This window comes from Acidiphilium rubrum (assembly GCF_900156265.1).
Classification (GTDB): Bacteria; Pseudomonadota; Alphaproteobacteria; order Acetobacterales; family Acetobacteraceae; genus Acidiphilium; species Acidiphilium rubrum.
On sequence record NZ_FTNE01000019.1, the window covers coordinates 33,496 to 56,662 of the forward strand.

Here is a 23,167-nt window from a genome sequence, read left to right on the forward strand (position 1 = left end):
CAGCGAGCCGTGATGCTTAAGACGGCGAGACGATGAGCCGCTCCACCCGGAACGCGGCCTCGTGTCCGTTTTTGTCATCATAATGATCTGCCCGTCAGACCGGGATTTGTTGGAGTACAGACCGTGAAGCGCACTTATCAGCCATCCAAACTCGTTCGTAAGCGCCGCCATGGTTTCCGCTCGCGCATGGAGACCGTTGGCGGCCGCAAGGTTCTGGCCAATCGTCGTGCCAAGGGCCGCAAGCGCCTTTCGGCCTGATTTCTGGTGCTGATGTTCGGCACCGATCTCTTTGATTGCGGACCGGCTTGATGCCACGGGCACTTCCTGAGTCTCTGCCGAAACGTGCCGATTTTTTGCGTGCCGCTGCACGTGGCCGCAAGATGGCGCGGCCTGGTGTTGTGGTACAGGTATTCAAGACCAGCCCTGATGATCAGCTCCGGCTGGGGCTGACGGCGAGTCGCAAAACTGGCAATGCCGTGGCGCGCAACCGTGCGCGGCGACGGTTGCGGGCGGCGTTCCGGCTGGAACTGGCGGCGCGCCGGGCGTGCGGCGAAGTGGCGGGCGCGGATATCGTGCTGATTGCCCGCAAGGACAGTGCCACGGTGGATTTCACGCATTTGCGGGCGGACATCGGCGCGATTCTGGATTTGTCATTTGGACATCAATCGTCCGGGCCGGCTGGTGCCGTGAACGGCCCGTCTTCATGACGCCGCAGGCCCGCGCTTTGCGCGGTGCGGTGCGCGCGTATCAGCTCATCGGCGCTGCGGTGCTGGGTGGCCAGTGCCGATTTTACCCTTCGTGCAGCGCATATGCGATGGAGGCGTTGGATCTGCATGGCGCGGCGCGCGGAAGTTTGATGGCGGTGCGGCGGATTCTGCTGTGTCATCCGTGGCATGAGGGCGGCATTGATCCCGTGCCGCCGGCACCGCGACCGGCCCTGATGGTTTGCGACGCTCCCGAGGCTTCCTCGTTACCGAACGAAAAGACAATTCATGGATAATCGCCGACTTTTATACGCTATTTCGATCTCGCTCGTGATCCTGGTGATCTTCCAGGTGTTGGGCGGCTATTTCCTGCCCAAGCCGCCGCCGAAGCCGATCGTGGCGCACAGCACGGTATCGCGCACGATGGCGCCTGCGAGCGGTGCCGCATCGTCCGGTGCGGCGCCGGGCGTACCGGGCGAGGCGACAACGGCCGCGGCCGCCGCGCCGCGACTGATGATCGATGCGCCGGCGATCAAAGGCTCGATGAGCCTGCTGGGCGCGCGGCTCGATGATCTGGTTTTGACCAATTACCATCAGACCGTCTCGAAAAAATCACCGCTGGTGCAATTGCTGTCGCGGCCGGGCGGCAAGAAATCGTATTACGTGCAATTCGGCTGGGATGCGGCACCGGGTTCGGCGCTGGCGGTGCCGGGGCCGCAGACATTGTGGACCAGTTCGGCGGGGACGCTGTCGCCCAATCATCCGGTCACACTGTCGTGGAACAACGGCGCGGGCGTGACGTTCGAGCTGCTGATGACGGTCGATACCGAATATATGGTGACGGTGCAGCAGCGGGTGGTGAATGCCGGCAAGACTGCGGTTGCGGTGTTTCCGTGGTCGCGCATCCGGCGGGACTATCTGCCGACGGTCGAGGGGTCGTTCACGCTGCACAAGGGGCCGATCGGCGCGTTCAAGGGCACGCTCCACGAAATGAGCTATGATGGCGTGAAATCGGGTGGCAAGCATCCGCAGGTCGGCCAGGCACCGGGCACGGCATTTCAGGACACGAATCTGGGCGGCTGGGCCGGGATTACCGGAAAATATTGGCTGACCGCGCTGATTCCGAGCCAGGGCACCGAGATGACCGGTGCCTATCGGTATCTGGAGCGGCCGGGCGATCCGAAGCAGGGAGCCTGGCAGGTCGATTACATGACGGCCAAGGCAATCGATGCGGCACCGGGTGCGACGGCGGGGACCACGCTGCACGTGTTCGCCGGGGCCAAGGTTCTCAGCATTCTGAACGGGTATGAGGCGAAATATCATATTCCGCTGTTCGAGCGGGCGATCGATTTCGGGTGGTTCTTCTTTCTGACCAAGCCGATTTTCGAGGCGCTGGATTATCTGGCCTCGGTGTTCGGCAATTATGGTGTCGCGATCATCGTATTCACCGTGATGTTGAAGCTCGTCCTGTTTCCGCTGGTGCGGACGTCCTACCGGTCGATGGGGCGGATGCGCGCGGTGGCCCCCAAGGTTGCTGCCATCCGCGAGCGGCTGAAGGACGATACGGTCCAGCAGCAGAAAGAGATCATGGCGCTCTATAAATCGGAGGGCGTGAACCCGGCGGCGGGCTGTTTACCGATGCTGCCGCAGATTCCGATTTTCTTTTCGCTGTACAAGGTGATTTTCATCTCGATCGGGATGCGGCATGCGCCGTTCATGCTGTGGGTGCATGATCTGGCGGCCGAGGACCCGACTAATGTGTTCAATCTATTCGGGCTGATTCCGTATCATCCGAGCACGTTGTCGCCGTTCCTGCATCTGGGCGTGCTGCCGATCATCATGGGGCTGACGATGTGGGGCCAGCAGAAGCTCAACCCGCCGCCACCGGACCCGACGCAGGCAAAGATGATGCAGTTCATGCCGGTAATCTTCACGTTCATGCTCGGCCGCTTTGCCGCCGGGCTGGTGCTGTATTATTGCATCAACAACTCGCTGACGATCCTGCAACAATGGTTCATCATGCGCGGCGTGACGCGGCCGCCGCGGCGCCAAGTTGATGTGAAGGCCTGACGATGCCCGAGGTTATCCCCCCCGATCCTGAAATCGGCGAGGCTGCGGCGCTCGAAGCCGGGCGGTTGCTGTTCGCCCAGAATACCCAGTTCGTGCACGCGGCGCAGACGGTGGAAGGCTTGCTCGAGGCGCGCGGCATTGAGGTGGCGCTGGCCGGGCGCTCGAACGTCGGCAAGTCTACGCTGATCAATGCAATCACCGGACATGTCGCGCTGGCGCGCGTGGCGCAGGCGCCGGGGCGGACGCGGCAGCTGAATTTTTTCCAGGTCGGTGAGGGTCGGCTTTCGATCGTGGATATGCCTGGCTACGGCTATGCCGAAGCGCCGAAGGCGGTAAAGCGGGACTGGCAGGGGCTGATGTTTCGCTATCTGCGCGGCCGGCCGAACCTGCGGCGGGTACTGCTGCTGATGGATGCACGGATCGAGGACAAGCCGGCGGATCACACGATCATGGACATTCTCGACAAGGCGGCAGTGGCGTTTCAGATCGTGCTGACTAAGGCCGACAAAATGAAACCCGAGGTGCTGGCCCGCAAGCATGAAGCGATTCTGGCGATTGCGCGCAAACATCCGGCGGCGCTGAATGATGTTATCGTGACATCGAGCGAGACCGGGCTGGGGATTGCCGAATTGCGGGCTTCGATCGCGGCGTTGGTCGTTTGAGGTGAGGGAAGACGAGCACTTCTTTTTTACAAAAAAGAAGCCGTCCCTTCCCTGTTTCCGCCGACTTGACCCCGCGCCCCCCTCACCATAGACGGCCCCAAGCCAAAGGAACCTCGTGCCGCCATGACCAGTACCGACCGCCACGCCGACGCAGCCGAGCAGGCGCGCATCGTTGCCCTCGCCCTGCCCTACCTGCGGCGCTACGCCGGTGCGACGATCGTCGTGAAATACGGCGGTCACGCGATGGGCGAGGACGCGCTGGCCGATGAATTCGGCCGCGATATCGCGCTGCTGAAGCAGGTCGGTATCAATCCGGTCGTGGTGCATGGCGGCGGGCCGCAGATCAATGCGATGCTGTCACGCCTGAAAATCCAGTCGACCTTCGTCGATGGCCTGCGGGTGACCGATGCCGCCATGGTCGAGGTGGTGGAGATGGTACTGGCCGGCACGGTCAATAAAATGGTCGCGGGGCTGATCAACCGCGCCGGGGCGCTGGCGGTGGGGATTTGCGGCAAGGATGGCGGGTTGATCCGCGCGCGCAAGCTGACGCGGACGCGGCGGGACCCTGGCAGTGCGATCGAGACCGCGCTCGATCTTGGGTTTGTCGGCGAGCCTGAGCATGTCGATGTGCGGGTGATCCATGCGCTGACCGGGGCGGGGTTGATTCCGGTGATTGCGCCGGTCGGCGTCGGCGCGGATGGTGCGACGTATAATATCAATGCCGATACGGTGGCCGGGGCGATTGCCGGGGCGCTGGGCGCAAACCGGCTACTGATGCTGACCGACGTGCCGGGGGTGCTCGATCGCGAGGGGCAGTTGATGGCGGATCTGACGGTCGATCAGATCGATGCGATGCGCGCCGATGGCACGATATCGGGCGGCATGATCCCGAAGGTGGAGACCTGTATTGCCGCGGTGCGTGATGGGGTGAAGGGGGCGACGATTCTGGATGGCCGGGTGCATCACGCCTGCCTGCTGGAATTGTTCACCGAGGGCGGCATCGGCACGTTGATCCACGCTTAAGGCCGGATTTTGGTTTGTGACTAAATGTTGCGACGGCAGGGCTGCGTTCGGCGGCAGGCAAGCCCTGCTTTTTTGTAAAAAACCAGCAAAAAACTTTCGTTGATGCGGGAAACTGGCGTTTTCGGTGGCACTGTCCGAACACGGACACCGGTGATCATGCCCGTATTTCGCTCGCGACAAAGCCGGCTCTCCCCTCCCCTCACCTCGCCGATCAAACGGACCCCGACGGGCACGTGATTGACGCGGCAGCGCCGCGGCCTTACGTTCCGGCATGGCAGCATCATTGTCATTTTTTAATGATGAGGTCCGCTTGGCCCGCCGCTGGCTGCGGGCCGGCTTGCCGAAGTCGGGTTTTAACCGATCTTCCCTGTTCTGGTTCGGTCTTGAAAGAGGTTTCGATGCGTCGAGTGACGAGTGGACGTGCCGCCGCGGTTGCCGTTGTGGCTGGTATCAGCATTGCCCACGCCGCCGCCCCGCCCCCGCCCGCCGTGAGCGTGGTGGTGGTGCACAAGCAGAAGGTCTACCAGGAGACGTCCTATATCGGGCGCATCCAGGCGACGCAGATTGTCAATCTGGTGCCGCGGGTTACCGGTTATCTGGAGCAGCGGCTGTTCCACCAGGGTGGTGACGTCAAGAAAGGCCAGTTGCTCTACGTGATCGAGCCTGGTCCGTATCAGGCGGCGTTCGACCAGGCCAATGCGGCGGTTTCATCGGCGGAGGCGACTCTGGCAAATGCCAGGATCACACTCGGCCGGTCGCAAGCGCTGCTACATACGCCGGCGGGTCAACGTTCGACGCTCGATAACGACCGTGCGACCGAGCAGAGCGATGCCGCCAACGTGGCTTCCGCCAAGGCGCAGCGCGAGACCGCCGCGATCAATCTGAGCTACACGCAGATCCGCGCGCCGATCAACGGGCGGATCGGGCCGACCAATATCAACATCGGCAACGTCGTGAGCCCGACCACCGGCACGCTGGCGACCGTGGTGAGCCAGAACCCGATCAACGTGACGTTCTCGATGCCGGCGCGGGATGCGCTGAAACTACGTCAGGAATACGCCAAGCAGGGCGGGCTCGATGCGGTGGAACTGCAATTGCGGCTGCCGGACGGGCGAATGGACAAGCAGACCGGTACGCTCGATTTCACCAGCAACCAGATCAGCCAGACGACCGACAGTCTGGCGATGCAAGGCACCATCGCCAATCCGGTAATCCCCGGGCTGGGCAAGGCGAAGGTGAACAATCGCGAACTGACCAGCGGCGAATTCGTAACGGTTGTGGTGCGGGCGAAACATCCGGTCGAGCAGATCGTGCTGCCGCGCGATGCCGTGCTGTCCGACCAGCTGGGCGATTACGTGCTGACGCTCGACGCACAGAACAAGGTGGTTCGGACCAGCATCAAGCTCGGTCAGACCACCCCGGCGACGGCGACGGTTGCGAGCGGGCTAGCGCTGGGTGCCAAGGTGATCGTCGATGGGATCGAGAAGGTGCACCCCGGCATCGTCGTTAAACCTGATGTGGTGAAATCGCCCGTGGCGCAGGGATAAGCCGATGATTCCTTCATTTTTCATCGATCGGCCGCGTTTTGCGATCGTGATTGCGATCGTGATCACGATCGCTGGTGCGATTGCGATGACTCGGATACCCGTGGCGCAGTTTCCCTCGATCGTGCCGCCATCGGTGCAGGTAAGCGCCACCTATCCCGGCGCCTCGGCCAAGGTGGTGAACGACACGGTCGCGGAGCCGCTGGAGCAACAGATCAACGGGCTGAACGATGAGATTTATTATTCATCGACCAGCGCCAACGATGGCACCTACGGCCTCACGGTGACCTTCAAGCTCGGCAGCGATCCTGACATCGATGAAGTGAACGTTACCAACGCGGTGCAGCAGGCGCTGACGCAATTGCCCTCCGAAGTGCAGAAGGAAGGCGTGACGGTGACTAAAAAATCGTCCTCGGTGCTGCAATTCGTGTTTTTCTATAGCCCGGACAACAAGCTGACGCCGCTCGAGATTTCCAACTACGTCAAGATCAACGTGCTCAATCCGTTATCACGGGTGGCAGGCGTCGGTCAGGCGCATATGTTCGGTGAGCAGGATTACTCGATGCGGGTGGTCTACAACACCAACCGCCTCGCCGAGCTGGGGCTGACGCCGGGCGATCTGATCAGCGCGATCCAGGACCAGAACACGCAGGCGCCGGTCGGTACGATCGGGTTGATGCCGATCGGCCACGATCAACAGTATCAGCTTTCAGTGCAGACCCAGGGCCGGCTGAGCACGGTAAAGCAGTTCGGCAACATCGTGATCCGCGGCAACAAGGATGGGTCGCTGCTGCGGCTCAAGGATGTCGCGAAAATCGCGCTCGGGCCGCAGAGCGAAAATCAGATCGACCGGATCAACGGCCATCCCGGTGTCGCGATCGGCGTGTTCTTGTCGCCGGGTGCGAATGCGGTGGCCACCTCCGCGCGGGTCGAGAAGGAAATCGCAACGCTGGCGAAGCGGTTTCCCAAGAGCCTGTCCAACAAGACGGTGTATAATTCCAGCTCCTTCGTGTCCGACACGATCGATGAGGTGATCAAGACGCTGATCGAAGCGTTCGTGCTGGTCGTGATCGTGGTGTTCTTGTTCCTCGGCTCGTGGCGCGCGGCACTGGTGCCCTCAATCGTCGTGCCGATCGCGCTGCTAGGCAGTTTCGCCTTCATGCTGGCACTGGGTTATTCAGCCAATACCGTCACCTTGCTCGCGCTGGTGGTCGCGACCGGGCTGGTGGTGGATGACGCGATCGTCGTGGTCGAAAACATCGAGCGGGTGATGGAAGAAAACCCGGAGATGTCGTCCAAGGAAGCGGCCAAAGTGGCGATGGCGCAGATCCAAGCGCCGATCATCGCGATCATGCTGGTGCTGCTGTCGGTGTTCGTACCGACCGCGTTCATTCCGGGTCTGTCCGGCCTGCTATTCACCCAGTTTGCCGTCGCGATCAGCACCGCGATGCTGATTTCGGCGCTGAACGCGCTGACGCTGTCGCCCGCGCTCTGCGCGCTGCTGCTGCGCCGGCAGACCCATAAACGCGGCGTCATGGCGAAGATCCTTGGGTTCATCGATCGCACGCGCGACGGATATGCCAATTTCGTCGGCAAGGTGATCAAACGCTCGGTGCTTGCGCTCGTGGTGATCCTGCTGTTCGGCATCGGTGCCGCCGTGCTCGGCAGCATCACGCCGGGCGGCTTCCTGCCCGATGAGGATCAGGGTGCGTTCTTCATCCAGGCGACGCTGCCACCCGGCGCCTCGCTGCAACGCACCGACGCCATGGGACAGAAACTCGCCAAAATGATCCATACCCTGCCGCAGGTGCAGGACGTGATTGCGATCAATGGCTACTCGATTCTGGATTCGGCGACCGAGCCGAACGCGCTGTTCATGGTCGCGCATCTGAAGCCGTTCGGGAAACGGCCGGGGGCGGCGAATTCGGTGCAGGCGGTGATCGGCAAGGTGTTCGCGATGGGCGCGCAGATCAAAGGCGCCAGCGTGATCGCGTTCAACCTGCCGCCGATTATCGGCCTGTCAACCAACGGCGGGTTCACCTACGAGCTTGAGAACGTGCAATCGGCCAGCGAGCAGAAGTTCAACTCGGTGCTCAAGGCGCTGATCGTCGCGGCCAACGGCGATCCGAAACTCAGCCACGTCTTCAGCACGTATTCGGCGAACACACCCTCGATCTATCTCGATATCGACCGCACCAAGGCACAGGCGCTCGGCGTGCCGGTATCCTCGATCTTCGAGGCGCTCCAGGCTTCGCTGGGCGGCTACTACGTCAATCAGTTCAACCTGTTCGGCCAGGTGTGGCAGGTGAACATCCAGGCCAAGGCGCGCGATCGCGATACCGAGGCCGGGATCTGGCGGATCTACGTGCGCAGCAACTCCGGTGCGATGATCTCGATGCGCTCGCTCGCCACCGCGCATACCGTGCTCGGACCGCAGATCATCAGCCGCTACAACGATTCCGAAGCGGCACCGATCATCGGCAACCCGGCACCGGGCGTGTCCTCGAATGCCGCTCTTGCCGCGATGGCGAAACTCTCGGCCCGCGTGCTGCCGGCCGGCTTCTCGTACGACTGGACGAGTACCGCCTATTTGCAGGAACAGGCGAAAGGCCAGGCGATCTACGTGTTTGGCCTGTCGCTCACCTTCGCGTTCCTGTTCCTGGTGGCCCTGTACGAAAGCTGGATCATCCCGATCCCGGTATTGCTGTCCGTCGTGGTTGGCGTGTTCGGCGCCATGCTCGGCATCGTCATCGCCGGGCTGACCTTCGATCTCTACGCAGAAATCGGACTCATCGTGTTGATCGCGCTCGCCGCCAAAAACGGTATCCTGATCGTCGAATTCGCCAAGGAACGCCGCGAGGAAGGCATGAGCATCCACGAAGCGGCCATCATGGGTGCCAAAATGCGGTTCCGCGCCGTGATGATGACCTCGATCGCCTTCGTGTTCGGCTTGCTGCCGCTCGTAATCGCCACCGGCGCCGCCCAGATCACCCGGCGCTCGCTCGGCACCCCGGTGTTCGCCGGCATGATCCTGGCCAGCGGCATCGGCATCTTCGTCATCCCGCTGCTCTACGTCGTGTTCGAAAGCCTGCGCGAACGCACCGGCCGCAAACGCCACACCCAACCCCAACCCCGCATTGCCGAACACGTTGGCGACGACTGAGCGCGGGCGTCAGTAAGGCCAGGGGCTTTGCTCCCGGCCTTTCTGACGTGCCGTCGATCCCAGGCGTTTCAGGTCGTCTCGGCGGTGTGTTGCTGGCCGATCACTAGGTAGACGGCGGGGAGGACAAAGAGGGTGAACAGCGTGCCGATGGCGAGACCGGTCGCAATCACCATGCCCATATTGTAGCGGGCGGCCGCGCCGGCGCCAGTGGCGATGATCAAGGGCACGACGCCGAGCACCATGGCGGCGGTGGTCATCAGGATCGGGCGAAGCCGGATACCGACGGCGTGTTCGATCGCTTCGCGCTTGGTCATGCCGTTGACCTGTCCCTCGTTGGCCACTTCGACGATCAGGATGCCGTGTTTGCTGATCAGGCCCATCAACGTGACCAGACCGACTTCGGTGTAGATATTCAGGCTGAGGCCGAAGCCGAGGTAGATGAAAATGAGAGCGCCGGCGATCGACATCGGGACCGAAACAAGGATAATCAGCGGATCGCGGAACGAATTGAACAGGGCAGCAAGGGCGAGGAAGATAACAATGACCGCGACGCCGAAGGTGCCTAGGAAGCCGCCCTGCTGAAGTACGAACTGGCGCATCGCGCCGCCGTAGTCGATGTCGTAGTCGGCGGGGAGGATTTTTTTGCTGGCCTGTTGCAGCACACTGACGGCTTCACCGGTGGAGACGCCGGGTGCTGCGACGCCCTGGATAGTGGCGGCGTTGAGTTGCTGAAAATGGTTGACCGATTCCGGAATGACGGTTGGAACGATCGTGGCGATCGCGCCGAGCGGGATGGGCACGCCACCAATCGAGGTGATCGGGTAGGTCAGGAGTTGCGAGACGTTGAGGCGATATTTCTGTGAGACCTGCGGGATCACCTGGTAGGAACGATCATCGAGACTGAAGTAGTTGACGTAATTGCCGCCGAGCGCCTGAGACAGCGACGCGCCAACTTGGCTCATGGTTAGGCCAAGGTTGGCGGCCTCGGCGCGGTCGATTTTAACGGTGGCTTGTGGCTGGTCGATTTTCAGATCGCTTTGCAGAAAGATGAATTTGCCGGTCTTGAGTGCAGCAGCGAGGACTTTTTGCGCGACGGTGTTGAGTTGGGCGAAGGATTCCGTGGTTTTCAGCACGAATTGCACCGGCAGGCCTTGCGAGCCGGGTAATGGCGGCGGCTGGAATGCGACGATCTGCTGGCCGGCAACGCCGCCGGCGGCCTCGTTCTGGATTTCGGTCTGGAGTTCCTGCGCCGATTTTTTCCGCTGATCCCAGGGTTTCAGCACCATACCGGCGATCGAGAAGGTGGTGGTCTCGAATTGGAAGGTATGGGCGACCGATTTATGGGCGATCATGAGTTTATTGAGTTCCTGATCCCAGAGGAGTTTCTGGTCCAGGGTGGCGTTGGGAGCGGAGGTAGACGACAGGATGACGACGCCTTGGTCGTCCTGCGGGGCGAGTTCACTTTTCGAGCCAACCGCCAGAAAATAGATGCTGACCAGAATGATGGCCCCGAACGTCAGGGTGACCGGCAGGGTTTTAAGGCTGCCGCGCAGCAGGCGCATGTAAAGCCGGTGAACCTGCTCGAACCGGCGGTCGATGAAGCGTGACAGCCTGGCTTCAAGACTGTGATCGTCAGGGCCGATGTGGCGCAGCAGGCGTGAGGACAGCATGGGCGACAAGGTGAGCGCGACGATGGCCGAGATGGTGACGGCGGAGACCAGCGTGAAGGCAAACTCCGTGAACAGCGCCCCGGTGAGGCCGGACTGAAAGCCGATCGGCACATAGACCGCGGCGAGCACCACCGTCATCGCGACGATCGGGGCGGCGAGTTCGCCGGCCGCGTTGATCGCGGCGGTGATTTTCGGCTCGCCCATGTCGAGATGGCGGTTGACGTTTTCGACGATGATGATGGCGTCGTCGACCACCAGGCCGATCGCGAGCACGAGGGCGAGCAAAGTGAGCAGGTTGATGGTGAAGCCGAGCATCAGCATGGCCGCGAACGTGCCGATCAGCGAGAGCGGGATCGCGATGATCGGGATAATGACCGAGCGCGGCGTGCCGAGGAAGGCAAACACCACGACGACCACGATCAGCAGCGCCTCGATCAGGGCGGCAATCACGTCATGGATCGAGGCGTTGACGAATTCGGCCGAGTTATAGACCACCGCGCCAACGAGGCCGGAGGGCAGCGCCGACTGGATTTGTGGAAATTTTTTGGTGACGGCGTTGACCACGGTGAGCAGGTTGGCACCCGGTGCCACCTGGATGCCGATGTAGACGCCGGGTTTGCCATCGAATGCGACCTGGCCATCGTAAGTGGCGGACCCGAGCTCGACCTTCGCGACGTCGCCCAGCCGGACGATCGCACCGCCCGATTGCAGCAGCACGAGGTTGCGAAACTCGGCGGCGCTGTGCAGGCTGGTAGAGGCGGTAAGTGAGGTTTGGGTGCTGGTGCCTTTGGAATTGCCGAGTGCGCTGATGAAATCATTGCCGGAGAGTGCGGTATAGACCTGGCTTGCGGTGAGCCCGTAGGCGGCGAGCTTGTTGGGTTCGAGCCAGATGCGCATCGCGAAATTCTGCGCGCCAAGGATCTCGGCCACCTGCACGCCCTGGACCGACTGCAATTCGGGCTGGACCACGCGGGTGAGATAGTCGGTGACCTGGTTGGGGCTCAGGACGTCGCTCTTGAAGCCGATATACATGGCATCGAGCTGCTGGCCGATCTGCAGCTTGAGCTGGGGCTGCTGGGTGCCGCTGGGCAATTGGTTGAGGACGGACTGGATCTGCGCCTGGATTTCGGTCAGCGCCTTGTCGGCATTGTAGTTCAGCACGAGGTTGACGGTGATGGTGCTGACGCTGGTCTGGCTGGTCGAGGTCATGTAATCGATGCCGTTGACCTGGGCGACGGCGTGCTCGATCGGGGTGGTGACGAAGCCTGCCATGGTGTTGGGGTCGGCACCCGGGTAGGTCGTGCTGATCGTGATGGTGGCGTTTTCGGTCTTTGGATATTCGAGGACGGCGAGGCCGCCCATCGCTTTCAGGCCGATCACGAGAATGGCGGCGCTGACCACGAAGGCAAGCACGGGCCGCTTGATGAACAGGGCGGTGAAATTTTTCATGGCTCAGTGGTTCGGCACGATGGGATCAGGCGAATTTTGTGGCAGAATTTTATTGTTGATCAGCAGTGGGGTGCCGTTGCGCAACTTCATCTGGCCGGCCACGACCACCTGTTGCCCGGCGGTGATGCCTTTGACCACTGAAACCTGATCGCCACGCGCGCTGCCGAGTGTGACGAACACCTGGCGGGCCTGTAGGGATGGTTGGGCCGCTTTGTCTTTGCTGGCCGCCCCCCCAGCGGCCCCAGCGGGGGCCTTGGATGTATCGTCGTCCTTCACCGCCAGAAACACAGTATCACCGTAGGGATTATAGGCGATTGCGGTCTGCGGCAGGGTAACCAGATTGTCCGGCGCGCCGACATCAATCGCGACGCGGGCAAACATGCCCGGGCGCAGTTCGTTGTGCGGGTTGGTCAGGCTGGCGCGGACCTGGATCATACGGGTGGTGGTGCTGACCGAAGAATCCAGCGCATCGATCGTACCGGTAAACGGCGTCGCTTCGAACGCATTCACCATGATCTGGATTTTCATGCCTGGATGGATGGTGCGCAGCGCCGCCTGGGGCAGGTAGAAATCAATATCGATCGGGTTAAGGGTCTGCAGCGAGGCAATGGTGGTGCCGGCGGCGAGATACTGACCGAGATCGATCTGACGGATGCCAATGCGGCCTGAGAACGGGGCGTAGATTTTCTTTTCGGCCATCAGCGCCTGCTGGCTTTTGACCTGGGCTTCAGCGCTGGCGAGATTGGCGCGATCGGTATCGACCGTCTGCATGCTCACGGCCTGGGCGTGGTATTGGGCGATGTCGCGCTGGTAGGTGACTCGGTCGAGCGCGGCGGTGGCCTGCAATTGGGCGAGCAAGGCATCGTCGTTGTTGGGGCGCAGGGTGACCAGGAGCTGGCCCTTCCTGACATCATCGCCGGAATGAAAATCGATGCTCTGCACGATGCCGGCGATCTGTGCCGAGAGTGCGGCACCCTGGCGGGCGATGAGAGTGCCGGTTGCGGTTTCGCGCGGCTGGAACGGCGTTTTTTCCGCGATGACGGTCGCGACCGTCTGGGGCGGATTTTTCAGTTGGGCGAGGAACTTGCCGATCATGATGTTGCGGAAGGTGCCGTAACCGAAGATCAGGAACAGGACGACCCCGACCAGGATAAGCATGATGACCATGCGCAGGATCGGGCGCGGCGGTTTCTCGGCGCGTCGGGGGGGAACACCGACCGGGCCGGCGGGTGTCGGTTCGAGTGCTTGCGCCGTCATGGCAGGACTCCACAGCAATTTTGTACGTCTTTCGCGATATCTTGGCGGTTCCACCAGCCACCACCGAGCGCCTGGAACAGGGCGGCAGTGTCGGCATAGCGTTGCGCGCTTGCCTTGATGCGGGCAATGACGGCTGTTTCATAAGTTTGTTCGGCCGTCAGCACCGCGGTGTAGGGCGCACCGCCGAGCCTGTATTGATTTTCCGTGACGGCGAGGCTGCGCTGAGCGGACTGCTCGTAAATAGTGTCGGCGGCGAGGGTCGAGGCATCGTAATGCAGGGCGAGCAAGGTGTCCGACACGTTCTGAAAGGCGAGCACGATGGTGTTCTGATAGGTGGCAGCGGCTTCGCGCATGGTCGCGATCGCGGCGCGGCGTTTGAACAGCAGCGTGCCGCCCTGAAACAGCGGCTGCGTGATGCCGGATGCAAGGCTCCACAGCAGGGTTTGCGGCGTGAACAGCGAGGCAGCCGAGAGGGCTTCGTGGCCGACGCTGCCGGTCAGAGTGATCTGCGGCAGCATGTTCGCGGTGGCGACGCCGACCAGGGCGGTATCCTCGTGCAGCACGGCGCCGGCCTCGCGAATGTCCGGCCGCTGGCGCACCAGCGCAGACGGCAGACTCACCGGCAGGTCATGCGGCAGGGTGAGATCGGCGAGGCTGAAATTATTCAGCTGGAACTGATTGGGCAGCACGCCTTCATAGGCGGCGAGCTGGTTGCGCTCCTGGGCGAGCTGGCTCTGCAACGGCGGCAAGGTGGCGCGGGTCTGGGCGAGCTGGCTTTCCTGGGTCAATTCATTGGCGGCTGGGATGCCGCCAAGCGCGACCTGACTGTGCAGAATGCGGAGTTCATGCTCCTCCGCCGCGATGATCTGGTTGGTCGCCTTGATCTGTTCGACCAGCGAGGCATCGGTAACCGCGGCGGTGACGATATTGGCGGTGAGCGAGAGGTAGGTGGCTTCGAGGGCGAACCGCTGATCCTCGGCCTGGGCACGGAGATCTTCGACCTGACGGCGGACGCCGCCGAAAATATCCGGCGCGTAGGAGACCGAGACCGAGGCGTTGAGCAACGAGAACGGCGCGTTGCCGGTCCCGCTGGCCGCGGTGCCGGTGGTGCCGGCGGCCGTCGAGCCGGTGCCGCCGCTGGTGAAGCCGAATGGGCTGCGCTCCCTCGTGGCCTGGAAACTACCGCTCAGCGAAGGGAAGAACGAGCCCTCCTGCGCACGGGTTGTATCGCGCGCTGCAAGCAGGGCGTTCTGCGCGGCGAGCAGGCTGGGGTTGTTGGCGAGTGAGGTAGCGATCAAACCATCAAGTGGACGGGAGTGAAACAGATTCCACCATTCGCCTTCAATCGCTTGACCCATCACCAAGCGTTGTGCCGTGCCGCCTTCGGCCTGCGCGGTCGCCGTAGTGGTAGGAAGCCTGTGCTCGGTGTAGCTGCCAACGCGCGGTGCTGCGGGCTGGTGGTAATTCGGCCCCACGGCGCAGCCGCCCAAAACCGAAGTGCAGAGCAGCGCCGGGCCGAACAGGCCCGAACGGCAGAGGGAACGTGATCGCACCGCAAGGCGCAATTGTGAAGTTTGATCTGTCATGCCGGGTGATGATCGTGACGCGACAGATCGTTGGTGGCCCGAATTCGTGGTGCCAGCATCTGCGCGGCGAAGCCTCCTGAAGTACGGGTTGGAAACTACCGAGTTTTCACCACTCTCGTCAAGCTGATCGAAACATGCAGCGCAGGCGCTTGAAATCAGGGTGGGTCTCTGCGATGTCTTGCATAGTCCGGGAAAGAATTGATGGATACCAATGCAGCCGTTTCACGCACGCCACGCCCTGGTTCGGGCGGTGGGTCGCAGGCATCATCGGCGCGCGGCATCGCCGATACGTTGGAACAGCGCCGCACGGCGCTGATCGCGGCGGCGGAGCGGGTGTTCGCCAAGCGCGGCTATCATGAAGCGACCATGGATGATGTGGCCGCAGCGGCCGGGATTTCGAAACGGACACTGTATCAACTGGTACAGTCGAAAGAGGAATTATTCACCGCCCTGCTCGCCCAGCACCGCAAGCCGTTCGATTTTTCGGTCGAGACTGCGGGACGCTCGGTCGAGGATGTACTGCACGAGATGCTTTCGGTCTGGGCGCATCATGTGCTCAGCCCGTCGGTGGTCGCGCTGCTGCGCCTGATCATGGCGGAATATATTCAGGGCACGACGCTGTCGCGTCTGCTCGACCGCGAAAGTGCGAAACCCTGCCGCGATGCGTTGCAATCCTATTTCAAATCCTGCTGCGCCGCCGGCACGCTCATCATCGCGGACCCCGATGAAGCGGCACAAATGCTCTACGGCATGGTGATCGGCAATATCCACATCGAGATGCTGCTCGGCATCGGCAAGGCACCCAGCCGGGCAGCCCTGGATGCACGAATTGCACGGGCGGTCGCGCTGTTTCTGGCAGGAGCACGGCCGCGCGGTTCAGCGCAGGTCGGCGAAGCGATGGCCAAGGGATGAATCGGCCGGCGGTAGATTGCCGCACTGTATGAGCGCGTTGGCATCGAGCCATTGTTCGGACGCCAGGCGCAAGCCAGCGTAGATCGCGGCACACAGGCGCCGGGCGTCGGCGCCGATCCAGGGCGAGGGCAAAAACGCGACCGGCAGGCGGGGATCGCGCAGCATGATCCTGCGATAATCATGGATGAGCAGGGTGCGCGCCAGCATCGCATCACGCGGGGTGAATCCGCCGGCGATGTCGGCGATCGGGCGGAAGGTTTCGATGAAATCCGCATAGAGTGCCGCAAGCCCTTCGAGCCGCCATGCCTTGGTGGCAAGGCGCATGATGGTGTCATCGGTCGCCGTCGCGGTAACCGCGAGGACGTTCGCCGCGACCGAGGGCGGCAGCGGGCGTTCCGGTGCGATCATGACGCCTTGCCATGCAACGAATCCGAGCCGGGTCAGCCGATTGCGCAGCGCCTCGCGCGCTTCGCCGGCCTCGAGCAGGATCAGGCTGAGCTGTTCAACGTGCGGACGGCGGCTGGGGCCGAAAATATGGCGCGCAGCGCGGACGAATTCGCCGCGCCGCGCCGGGCCGATTTCATAGAAGCTCGCGCGGCTCTGCCGGCTGGCGAGCAGCCAGCCATCGGCCGCGAGGCGAGAGACGGCGGTACGCACCACGCCCGAACCGATATCGAGGCCGGCGCACAGGTCCAGAATGGTCGACAGGGCAACGGCGCCGCCGCGCGGCATGATCGCATCGCCCATCAGCGTCATGATCAGCGACCCGGTATGTGAGGGTTGCTCTTGCAATCGGATCACCAGGGCGGCGACATGGGCATTCATGTTTCGATAACACCTCAATCCGCTATCTTTGGCCAGTACGGCCGGCGTCGGATTCAGGCCTGACACGGAGAGATCATGGTCGGAGCGATCACGCTACTGCTGGTGTGCCAATTACTTGGCACCATCATTGCCCACGCCGCCGGCTGGCCGATCCCCGGGCCGGTGCTGGGGCTGGTGTTTCTGCTGGCGCTGCTGGTCTGGCGCGGCGGGCCATCGCCCGCGCTGCATGAAACATCGGGCGGTCTGTTGCGCCAGCTTGGGTTGCTGTTCGTGCCGGCGGGGGTCGGGATCGTGAACGAATTGCACGTGATCAGGGTCGATGCGCTGGCGATTGCGGTGGCGGTGCCGGTTTCGACGCTCCTGGCACTCGGCGTGACCGGGACGCTGATGCAGATTTTCGCCCGCGGAGATCGCTGATGCACGGTCTGGCGCGCGGCGATCTATATCACGTGTGGGTCTATCTGCAGAGTGGGCCGCAGCTTGGTCTGGTCGCGACCTTGCTGGTCTGGCAGGCAGCAACCTGGCTCGATCGGCGGACCAGCCATGCCGCCTGGTCCAACCCGATCATGGTTTCGATCGCGGTGTTGGCGGTTCTGCTGCTGGCGACCGGCACGTCGTACCAGGCCTATTTCCGGGGCGGGCAGTATGTGCAGTTTCTGCTCGGGCCGGCGACAGTGGCGCTGGCGGTACCGATGTACGCGAATTTCGCGACGATGCGGCGAAATCTGGTGCCAATTCTGGTGGCGGTGACGGCCGGCTCGGTCACGGCTTCGGTCTCGGCCATGCTGCTGGCGCATGCGCTGGGGGCGCCGCGCGATGTAGTGATTTCGATGGCGCCGAAATCGGTCACCACGCCGATCGCGATGGGGATTTCGCAGGATCTGGGCGGGATTCCCTCGCTGACCGCGATTTTCGTGTTGCTGACCGGCGTGTTCGGCGGGCTGGTGTGCGTTCCGCTGTTTCGCCTGCTCCGGATCGTGGACCGGCGGGCGCAGGGATTGGCCGGCGGCACCGGCGCGCACGGGTTGGCGACGGCGCGCCTGTTGCTGGTAAGCGAAACCGCCGGCGCGTTCGGCGGCCTCGCGATCGGGTTGAACGGGCTGATCACCGCGATCTTGGTGCCGTTTCTGGTGCGGTGGCTGGGGTTCTGAGCGGCGCGTCCGCGCTGCGCCGATCAGCACAATGCGTGGCAGAACCGTACGATGCGGCCGCAGGCTTCAGCCAGCGCGGCATCGCCGGTCGCGGTCGAAAGGCGGATATGCCCGGCCATGGCGAACGCCGAGCCCGGCACCGTCGCGACCAGCGCCTCATCGAGCAGGGCGTTGGCCACGTCATCGTCGTTCATCAGCCGCTGCCTTGCCGGCGTACTACGGCCAAGCAGGCCGGTGACGGCGGGAAAAGCGTAGAACGCGCCTTCGGGCTTCGCGCAGATCAGCCCGGGGGCATCCGCCAGCGCGGCCGTGACCAGATCGCGGCGACGGCGGTAGATGGCACGGCGCTCGGCCAACAGGTCCTGCGGTCCATCGAGCGCGGCGACCGCGGCGGCCTGGCTGATGGTGGAAACGCCGGCGGTGGCGGTGCCCTGCACCAGACTCATCGCGGCGAGCCAGTCGGCCGGGCCGGTGCAGAAACCGAGTCGCCACCCCGTCATCGCATAGGATTTCGAGACACCGCTCATGGTGACAATGCGATCGGCCAAGTCCGGTGCGACGGCGGCGAGCGTATGGTAAGCGCCCTCAAAAATCAGATGTTCATAAATATCGTCCGAGATCACCAAGACCTGCGGATGCCGGCGCAGCACCGCGGCAATCGATTCGAGCAGGGCGGCATCGGCGACGGCGCCGGACGGATTGTTGGGATAATTCAACAGCAGCAGACGGGTTCGATCGGTCATGGCCGCGTCGAGCGCTGCCGGGTCGAGGTGAAAGCCACCGGCAGCCGGACCACCGAGAAACACCGGCACACCGCCGGCGAATTCAACGACCTGGATGTAACCGGCCCAGCACGGGGCGGGGATGATCACCGCATCGCCGGGTTCGATCACCGCCATGACGGCATTGAAGATCGCCTGCTTGCCACCGTTGGTAATCAGCACATCCTTCGCGGTGACCGGCAAATGCTGCTCGCGGACAAATTTGCGCGCAACCGCGGCACGGCAGGCCTCGGTTCCGGCGATGGGCGGATATTTTGTCTCGCCCGCCTTCGCAGCGCGATGGGCCGCTTCGATGATATGCGCGGGCGTGGGCAGATCAGGCTCGCCGATCGACAGGGATATGACGTCCTTGCCAGCGGCGCGCAGGGCGCGGGCGCGGGCTGCCATGGCGAAGGTGGCGGCTGGTCTGGTGCGTCGGATGCGGGCGGTGAAACGTGTCATGCAATCCGCAGGACCACAGACACGCCCTCAGATCAAGCGGCGGCCGAGAGCGCGACCGCGCAATACTCATGCCAAGAGAACCGCAACGCGTCATCGAGGTTTTTGCCGAAGCGCGGTGCATCGCATAGCGGGCTTTGCAGCACCTGCGCCCGTAACCGCGCCCGCAGCGCAGCGAGACCCGGCAGATCGCGGGCCATCGCCAGGGCACGTTCGATATACTCATCGGGCGTGGTCGCCACGCAGCCCTCGACCCCGACGTTCGACAAATGACTAACCGAATGGCGGGCGGCAAAAAAATCACCCGCCAGCGTGATCACCGGCACACCCATGTACAGCGCCTCGCACGTGGTCAGGCCGCCGGAATAAGGATAGGGATCGAGGGCGATATCGATGTCCCGATAGGACGCTATGAAAAGCTGATGTGACGCCTTACCCTGAAGGGTCAGCCGCGATGACGGTAGTCCGAGGGCTTCGGCCCGCCCGATGAACCGCTCCAACACTCTGGGTTCGGAGAACTGCGGACAGCGCAAAATCAATCGCGCGTCCGGCAGGCGCGCCAGCAGCCGGGCCCACAGTTCTAACGAAGCGTCGGTCAGTTTCGCCAGATTATTGAGGCAGCCGAATGTCAGATGGCCGTTGGTGAAGGCCGGCAACGCGCTCACGTCTGCGGCTTGTGGCGGCGGCGTATAGCAAACATAACCATCCGGCATCCGAAGCAGTTTTTCGGTGTAGAAGCGGTCGTATCCTTCAGGCGTTTCCCAACGATCGCTGATCAGCCAGTCCATCGTCGGTACGCCGGAGGTCGAGGCCTGCGTCCCGACCCATTTGATCTGCACCGGCGCGGGCCGGTACGCCATGATCGGCGTGCGCCCGCCATCGCCGATGCCGCTCAGGTCGATCAGAATATCGATATCCTGGGTGGCGATGAAGGCGGCCGCTTCGCGATCGGTCATCGCGTCGATGTCATGCCATGCTGCAACATGCTGCGCGAAATCCGGCGCGAAAACATCGCTCGACTCATAGTGACCAAAACAATGCAGCGAGAACCTCGTCTGGTCGAGGGCCTTGAGGCCGGCGAACGTCAACCACGCGACCGGATGGAGACGCAACGTGTTGGACAACAGGCCGATCCGCAAGGGTCGATCGCGATCGGCCGCGGATAGCGGACGCAGCCGCATCAACGGTGAGTCGTCGCGCGGCAGGACGTTGCCAAGGGCTGCCATGGCGTCGCGCAGGGACGCGGCGTTGGCATCGCTGCGATACGGCAGCAACGCACACTCCGATTGCAGCGCCAGGCGCAAATCGCTGGTCGCGGCTTTCGCCGCATCGATGTCTCGGCGCGATCCTTCGAAATCGCCGAGCGCGGCCCGTAACGTACCCCTGTTGAACAGCATCTGTGGTGGCAAAGCGTCATCGCCTCCGATCTGATTCATCAGGGCTTCGGCCTCGCCAAATCGATACAGGCGTGCCATCGCCACTGCCAGATCGTTCATCGTGACCGCGTCGCCAGGCAGCAACCGAGTCGCTTCGCGCAGCAAAGGTTCCGCCATTTCAGGGCGCATCGTGCCGAGATAAACGGCAGCCAGATCTTTCAGGACGAGGACGTCGTCAGGAAGCAGTATGGCCGCAGCCTCCAGCAAGTCAGCGGCCTCGTCGAATGCGCCGCGCGAACTTGCCGCCCGCCCGTCCATCGCGAGCCGTACCCCATCCGACCACTCGGGTGGTGAGGTCACCTCGTCCAAGCCGTATCGTCGCATCACATCCATCAAATCGACCGCATAGAGCAGGCAGTTCGGTGCCAGCCGCCCCGCGGTCGCAAGCGCGTCCGCCGCCGCGACGCCTTGATCGAGCACGGTCAGAGCGTATCCCAGCGCGTGCCAGACCTGATGTTGATCAGGCGCCACATCGGCGGCGCGCTGCAACAATACGACGGCATTCTGAGGGTTCTGGGCGAGCGTGAGAACCCCGCGCGCCAATAGGCTCTCGAACCGGTTCGGATTGCGCAGAAGCGCCGCATCGTATGCCGCGATCGCCTCAGCGCGCCGCCCTTCGCCGCGCCAACTCTGACCGATCCGCAACCAAGGCTCGTCCCAATCCGGCGCCATATCCGCCACCTGAGACATCAGGGTGCGCGCCTCATCACGTTCGCCCTGATCCTCAAGCAGGATGGCCCGGCTCAGCAGCGTGATCGGCGTTTCGATCGCGGGGTCGGAGCGGCCAGCGTCAAGCATGACGTGGCAGATGTGCGGTCGATTTACCGAAGAGCTCCGTAGCTTCGGTCCATCGGCCGGATTTGACCGCCGATTGGATTGCCAAAATCCCAGTTTGAGCGTCAGCCAATCCGCCGACCGTCATGGCCCTGATCTCGATGTCGGCGGCATCGGTGTCGCTGGCTTCGAGCAATGCGCCAATCAATGCGTTTCGCATACCAGCGTTATCACTCCCGGCCGCGATAGCCGCTCGGATCATCGCAACCGCATCTGCGGGTGCCGCACGGGTCAGCGCAGTCAGGCTCGACATATCCGTCGGCATATCCGCCAAGGCGTCGCGCAGGCAGATTGCGGCCTGTTCGGTCTGGCCGAGTTCCAGCAGCGCCTGGCCGAGGACTGACTTTGCCGATGGATTGGTCGGATCCGCGATGACTGCGTCGGCGGCAGCCAACGCGGCACCGACCATGTCCCTGTTCTGGAAATTCAGCCGAGCGCGCAAGACCAGCAAAGGAGCACTATTCGGCGATTCGGTCAGACCTTGGTCGATCGCTGATTTCGCATCGGCAAGATTGCCGCGCGCAAGGGCAATTTCGAGTTTGATGAGCGCAATATCGGCATGGTCAGGACATAGTTTTTGCAATGTCGGCAACAGCAAACTCGCAGCATTGATTTGTCCGCGACCAATCAGGCTGCGAACGCGCTGGACCAGACTTGCCGAGAAATCCGGTGGTGACGTTTGGCTGACCACCGGTTGATCGAGCGTATTGGAAAGTGCGGGCATCTTTTATGTCCTAACGATGAGTGTTGATGTTATGCGACCAGGCCTTGGGCCTTGACCGCCAATGCGGCGAGATTGTTGGACGAACTCGCCGAGGATTGCGCCGTGGATTGCACGACGGCAAGATAACGATCCGCAAATGTCTGGACGAACTGAGGTTTCTGCAAATCCGAGACGTTCAACCCGTTGGTGATCGCCTGCTCTTGCGCGCTCAACGGCTGATAGGCGATTTGCTTGGGAATACCCAACGCGGTGGTGACCACCGATCGCATCACGGAATCACCCAGGATCTGCACGGCCGAGGTAAAGTTCTTCGCGTTCTGAATGAGGTAGAGCGCGTTGGACAATCCCGGTGTCTGCGCATCCAGCGATTGCCGCCACAGGACCTCCGCATAGCCGTTGGTGATCGTGCTGATCGCGCTTGGCTGTTGGATAATCGCCAGACCCTTGGTCGCGAATTGGTAAGTCTTCGCTGTCGATAACCATTGTGAGTTCGTACCGGACAATTGATTGGCCAGTGAATTCGGGTCTGATGGGTTGGACATCAGCGCCTTCTGTGCCAATGCCGTGAAACCCGCTTCGGAACCAAGCCCGTTAGCGGTGAGCAGGACGTTCAGAACCGTCGGATTGGCCAGAAGTTGTTTGACCGATGTGGCGCTGTTGACCGCCTTGGTGAAGGCGGCAATTTGGCGTTGAACCGCCGGTTGCAGCGACTCGGCCTTGATATCCTGGGTCTGATTACGCTGCGCGACCTGCAAGGCCACGATCGGATTTTCCGAACTCGCGCCGGACGTTGCGGCGGTGACATTGCCTTGCGCGATACTGATCAGCGACGAGGCACTGGTCGCGTTGCCGCCTGACCCGCCGAGCGCTGAGAACAGCGTCGAAAGATTGGTCGATAATCCAGCGAGACTAACCGACATGGCAGCAACCTCCTTAT

At 62.6% G+C, this 23,167-nt stretch carries 19 protein-coding genes; 11 read left to right on the top strand and 8 right to left on the bottom strand.

Going from position 1 to position 23,167, the window contains the following annotated elements; translation table 11 throughout:
- Nucleotides 1-123: 123 nt before the first annotated feature.
- The 8 genes from rpmH (at nucleotide 124) to BW994_RS13530 (ending at nucleotide 9,166) form a co-directional block, all read left to right on the top strand.
- Entirely contained in the window at nucleotides 124-258 is a 135-nt protein-coding gene (gene rpmH, locus BW994_RS13495; RefSeq protein ID WP_076454639.1) for a 50S ribosomal protein L34, read from the top strand.
- Nucleotides 259-308: 50 nt separating this feature from the next.
- A complete protein-coding gene (gene rnpA, locus BW994_RS13500; RefSeq protein WP_029312622.1) occupies nucleotides 309-707 on the top strand; it encodes a ribonuclease P protein component in 399 nt (132 codons plus the stop codon).
- On the top strand, nucleotides 704-1,000 hold the full coding sequence (yidD, locus tag BW994_RS13505) for a membrane protein insertion efficiency factor YidD (RefSeq protein ID WP_051657453.1): 297 nt from the start codon (nucleotides 704-706) through the stop codon (nucleotides 998-1,000). The genes rnpA and yidD overlap by 4 nt, the downstream gene beginning before the upstream one ends.
- Complete coding sequence (gene yidC / locus BW994_RS13510; protein ID WP_029312620.1) at nucleotides 993-2,774, top strand: membrane protein insertase YidC; 1,782 nt, start codon at nucleotides 993-995, stop codon at nucleotides 2,772-2,774. Before yidD ends, yidC begins: the two co-directional genes overlap by 8 nt.
- A gap of 2 nt (nucleotides 2,775-2,776) precedes the next feature.
- Nucleotides 2,777-3,436: a ribosome biogenesis GTP-binding protein YihA/YsxC gene (yihA, locus tag BW994_RS13515; RefSeq protein ID WP_051657452.1), complete on the top strand. Its 660-nt coding sequence runs from the start codon at nucleotides 2,777-2,779 to the stop codon at nucleotides 3,434-3,436.
- A 123-nt stretch (nucleotides 3,437-3,559) separates the two neighbouring features.
- Nucleotides 3,560-4,459 carry an acetylglutamate kinase gene (gene argB, locus BW994_RS13520; RefSeq protein ID WP_029312618.1) on the top strand — a complete coding sequence of 300 codons (900 nt, stop codon included), beginning with the start codon at nucleotides 3,560-3,562 and terminating at the stop codon, nucleotides 4,457-4,459.
- Between the two features lie 398 nt (nucleotides 4,460-4,857).
- Nucleotides 4,858-6,006: an efflux RND transporter periplasmic adaptor subunit gene (locus BW994_RS13525; protein ID WP_029312617.1), complete on the top strand. Its 1,149-nt coding sequence runs from the start codon at nucleotides 4,858-4,860 to the stop codon at nucleotides 6,004-6,006.
- Nucleotides 6,007-6,010: 4 nt separating this feature from the next.
- Nucleotides 6,011-9,166 carry an efflux RND transporter permease subunit gene (locus BW994_RS13530; protein ID WP_029312616.1) on the top strand — a complete coding sequence of 1,052 codons (3,156 nt, stop codon included), beginning with the start codon at nucleotides 6,011-6,013 and terminating at the stop codon, nucleotides 9,164-9,166.
- Between the two features lie 68 nt (nucleotides 9,167-9,234).
- Here the strand turns inward: BW994_RS13530 and BW994_RS13535 are convergent, their stop codons facing one another.
- The 3 genes from BW994_RS13535 to BW994_RS13545 are packed head-to-tail and all read right to left on the bottom strand — an operon-like array spanning nucleotide 9,235 to nucleotide 15,128.
- On the bottom strand, nucleotides 9,235-12,285 hold the full coding sequence (locus BW994_RS13535; RefSeq protein WP_029312615.1) for an efflux RND transporter permease subunit: 3,051 nt from the start codon (nucleotides 12,283-12,285) through the stop codon (nucleotides 9,235-9,237).
- Between the two features lie 3 nt (nucleotides 12,286-12,288).
- The gene (locus BW994_RS13540) at nucleotides 12,289-13,542 is read right to left on the bottom strand and encodes an efflux RND transporter periplasmic adaptor subunit (protein WP_081849141.1); all 1,254 of its coding nucleotides are present in this window, start codon (nucleotides 13,540-13,542) and stop codon (nucleotides 12,289-12,291) included.
- Nucleotides 13,539-15,128, bottom strand: a complete 1,590-nt coding sequence (locus BW994_RS13545; RefSeq protein WP_081849140.1) for an efflux transporter outer membrane subunit — start codon at nucleotides 15,126-15,128, stop codon at nucleotides 13,539-13,541. The genes BW994_RS13540 and BW994_RS13545 overlap by 4 nt, the downstream gene beginning before the upstream one ends.
- 201 nt (nucleotides 15,129-15,329) lie before the next feature.
- Between BW994_RS13545 and BW994_RS13550 the strand changes: the two genes are divergently transcribed.
- Nucleotides 15,330-16,040 (top strand): TetR/AcrR family transcriptional regulator, encoded by a 711-nt coding sequence (locus tag BW994_RS13550; protein WP_081849139.1) that lies wholly within the window; start codon nucleotides 15,330-15,332, stop codon nucleotides 16,038-16,040.
- Here the strand turns inward: BW994_RS13550 and BW994_RS13555 are convergent.
- The gene (locus BW994_RS13555) at nucleotides 16,005-16,865 is read right to left on the bottom strand and encodes a PaaX family transcriptional regulator C-terminal domain-containing protein (RefSeq protein ID WP_029312611.1); all 861 of its coding nucleotides are present in this window, start codon (nucleotides 16,863-16,865) and stop codon (nucleotides 16,005-16,007) included. The two genes, BW994_RS13550 and BW994_RS13555, sit on opposite strands and share 36 nt — an antisense overlap.
- Nucleotides 16,866-16,940: 75 nt before the next feature.
- On the opposite strand from BW994_RS13555, the gene BW994_RS13560 reads away from it, so the two are divergent.
- Both BW994_RS13560 and BW994_RS13565 read left to right on the top strand, forming a co-directional pair.
- Nucleotides 16,941-17,282 (top strand): CidA/LrgA family protein, encoded by a 342-nt coding sequence (locus BW994_RS13560; protein WP_029312610.1) that lies wholly within the window; start codon nucleotides 16,941-16,943, stop codon nucleotides 17,280-17,282.
- Nucleotides 17,282-18,016: an LrgB family protein gene (locus tag BW994_RS13565; RefSeq protein WP_029312609.1), complete on the top strand. Its 735-nt coding sequence runs from the start codon at nucleotides 17,282-17,284 to the stop codon at nucleotides 18,014-18,016. Before BW994_RS13560 ends, BW994_RS13565 begins: the two co-directional genes overlap by 1 nt.
- A 23-nt stretch (nucleotides 18,017-18,039) precedes the next feature.
- On the opposite strand, the gene BW994_RS13570 is transcribed toward BW994_RS13565, so the two are convergent.
- From BW994_RS13570 to BW994_RS13585, 4 genes are read right to left on the bottom strand one after another with little or no spacing between them, the layout of a single operon-like run.
- Nucleotides 18,040-19,239 (bottom strand): pyridoxal phosphate-dependent aminotransferase, encoded by a 1,200-nt coding sequence (locus BW994_RS13570; RefSeq protein WP_029312608.1) that lies wholly within the window; start codon nucleotides 19,237-19,239, stop codon nucleotides 18,040-18,042.
- Between the two features lie 32 nt (nucleotides 19,240-19,271).
- Complete coding sequence (locus tag BW994_RS13575) at nucleotides 19,272-21,470, bottom strand: tetratricopeptide repeat protein (protein WP_029312607.1); 2,199 nt, start codon at nucleotides 21,468-21,470, stop codon at nucleotides 19,272-19,274.
- Nucleotides 21,463-22,230: a tetratricopeptide repeat protein gene (locus tag BW994_RS13580; RefSeq protein ID WP_029312606.1), complete on the bottom strand. Its 768-nt coding sequence runs from the start codon at nucleotides 22,228-22,230 to the stop codon at nucleotides 21,463-21,465. The genes BW994_RS13575 and BW994_RS13580 overlap by 8 nt, the downstream gene beginning before the upstream one ends.
- Before the next feature lie 29 nt (nucleotides 22,231-22,259).
- A complete protein-coding gene (locus BW994_RS13585; protein WP_029312605.1) occupies nucleotides 22,260-23,150 on the bottom strand; it encodes a DUF1217 domain-containing protein in 891 nt (296 codons plus the stop codon).
- Nucleotides 23,151-23,167 lie beyond the last annotated feature (17 nt).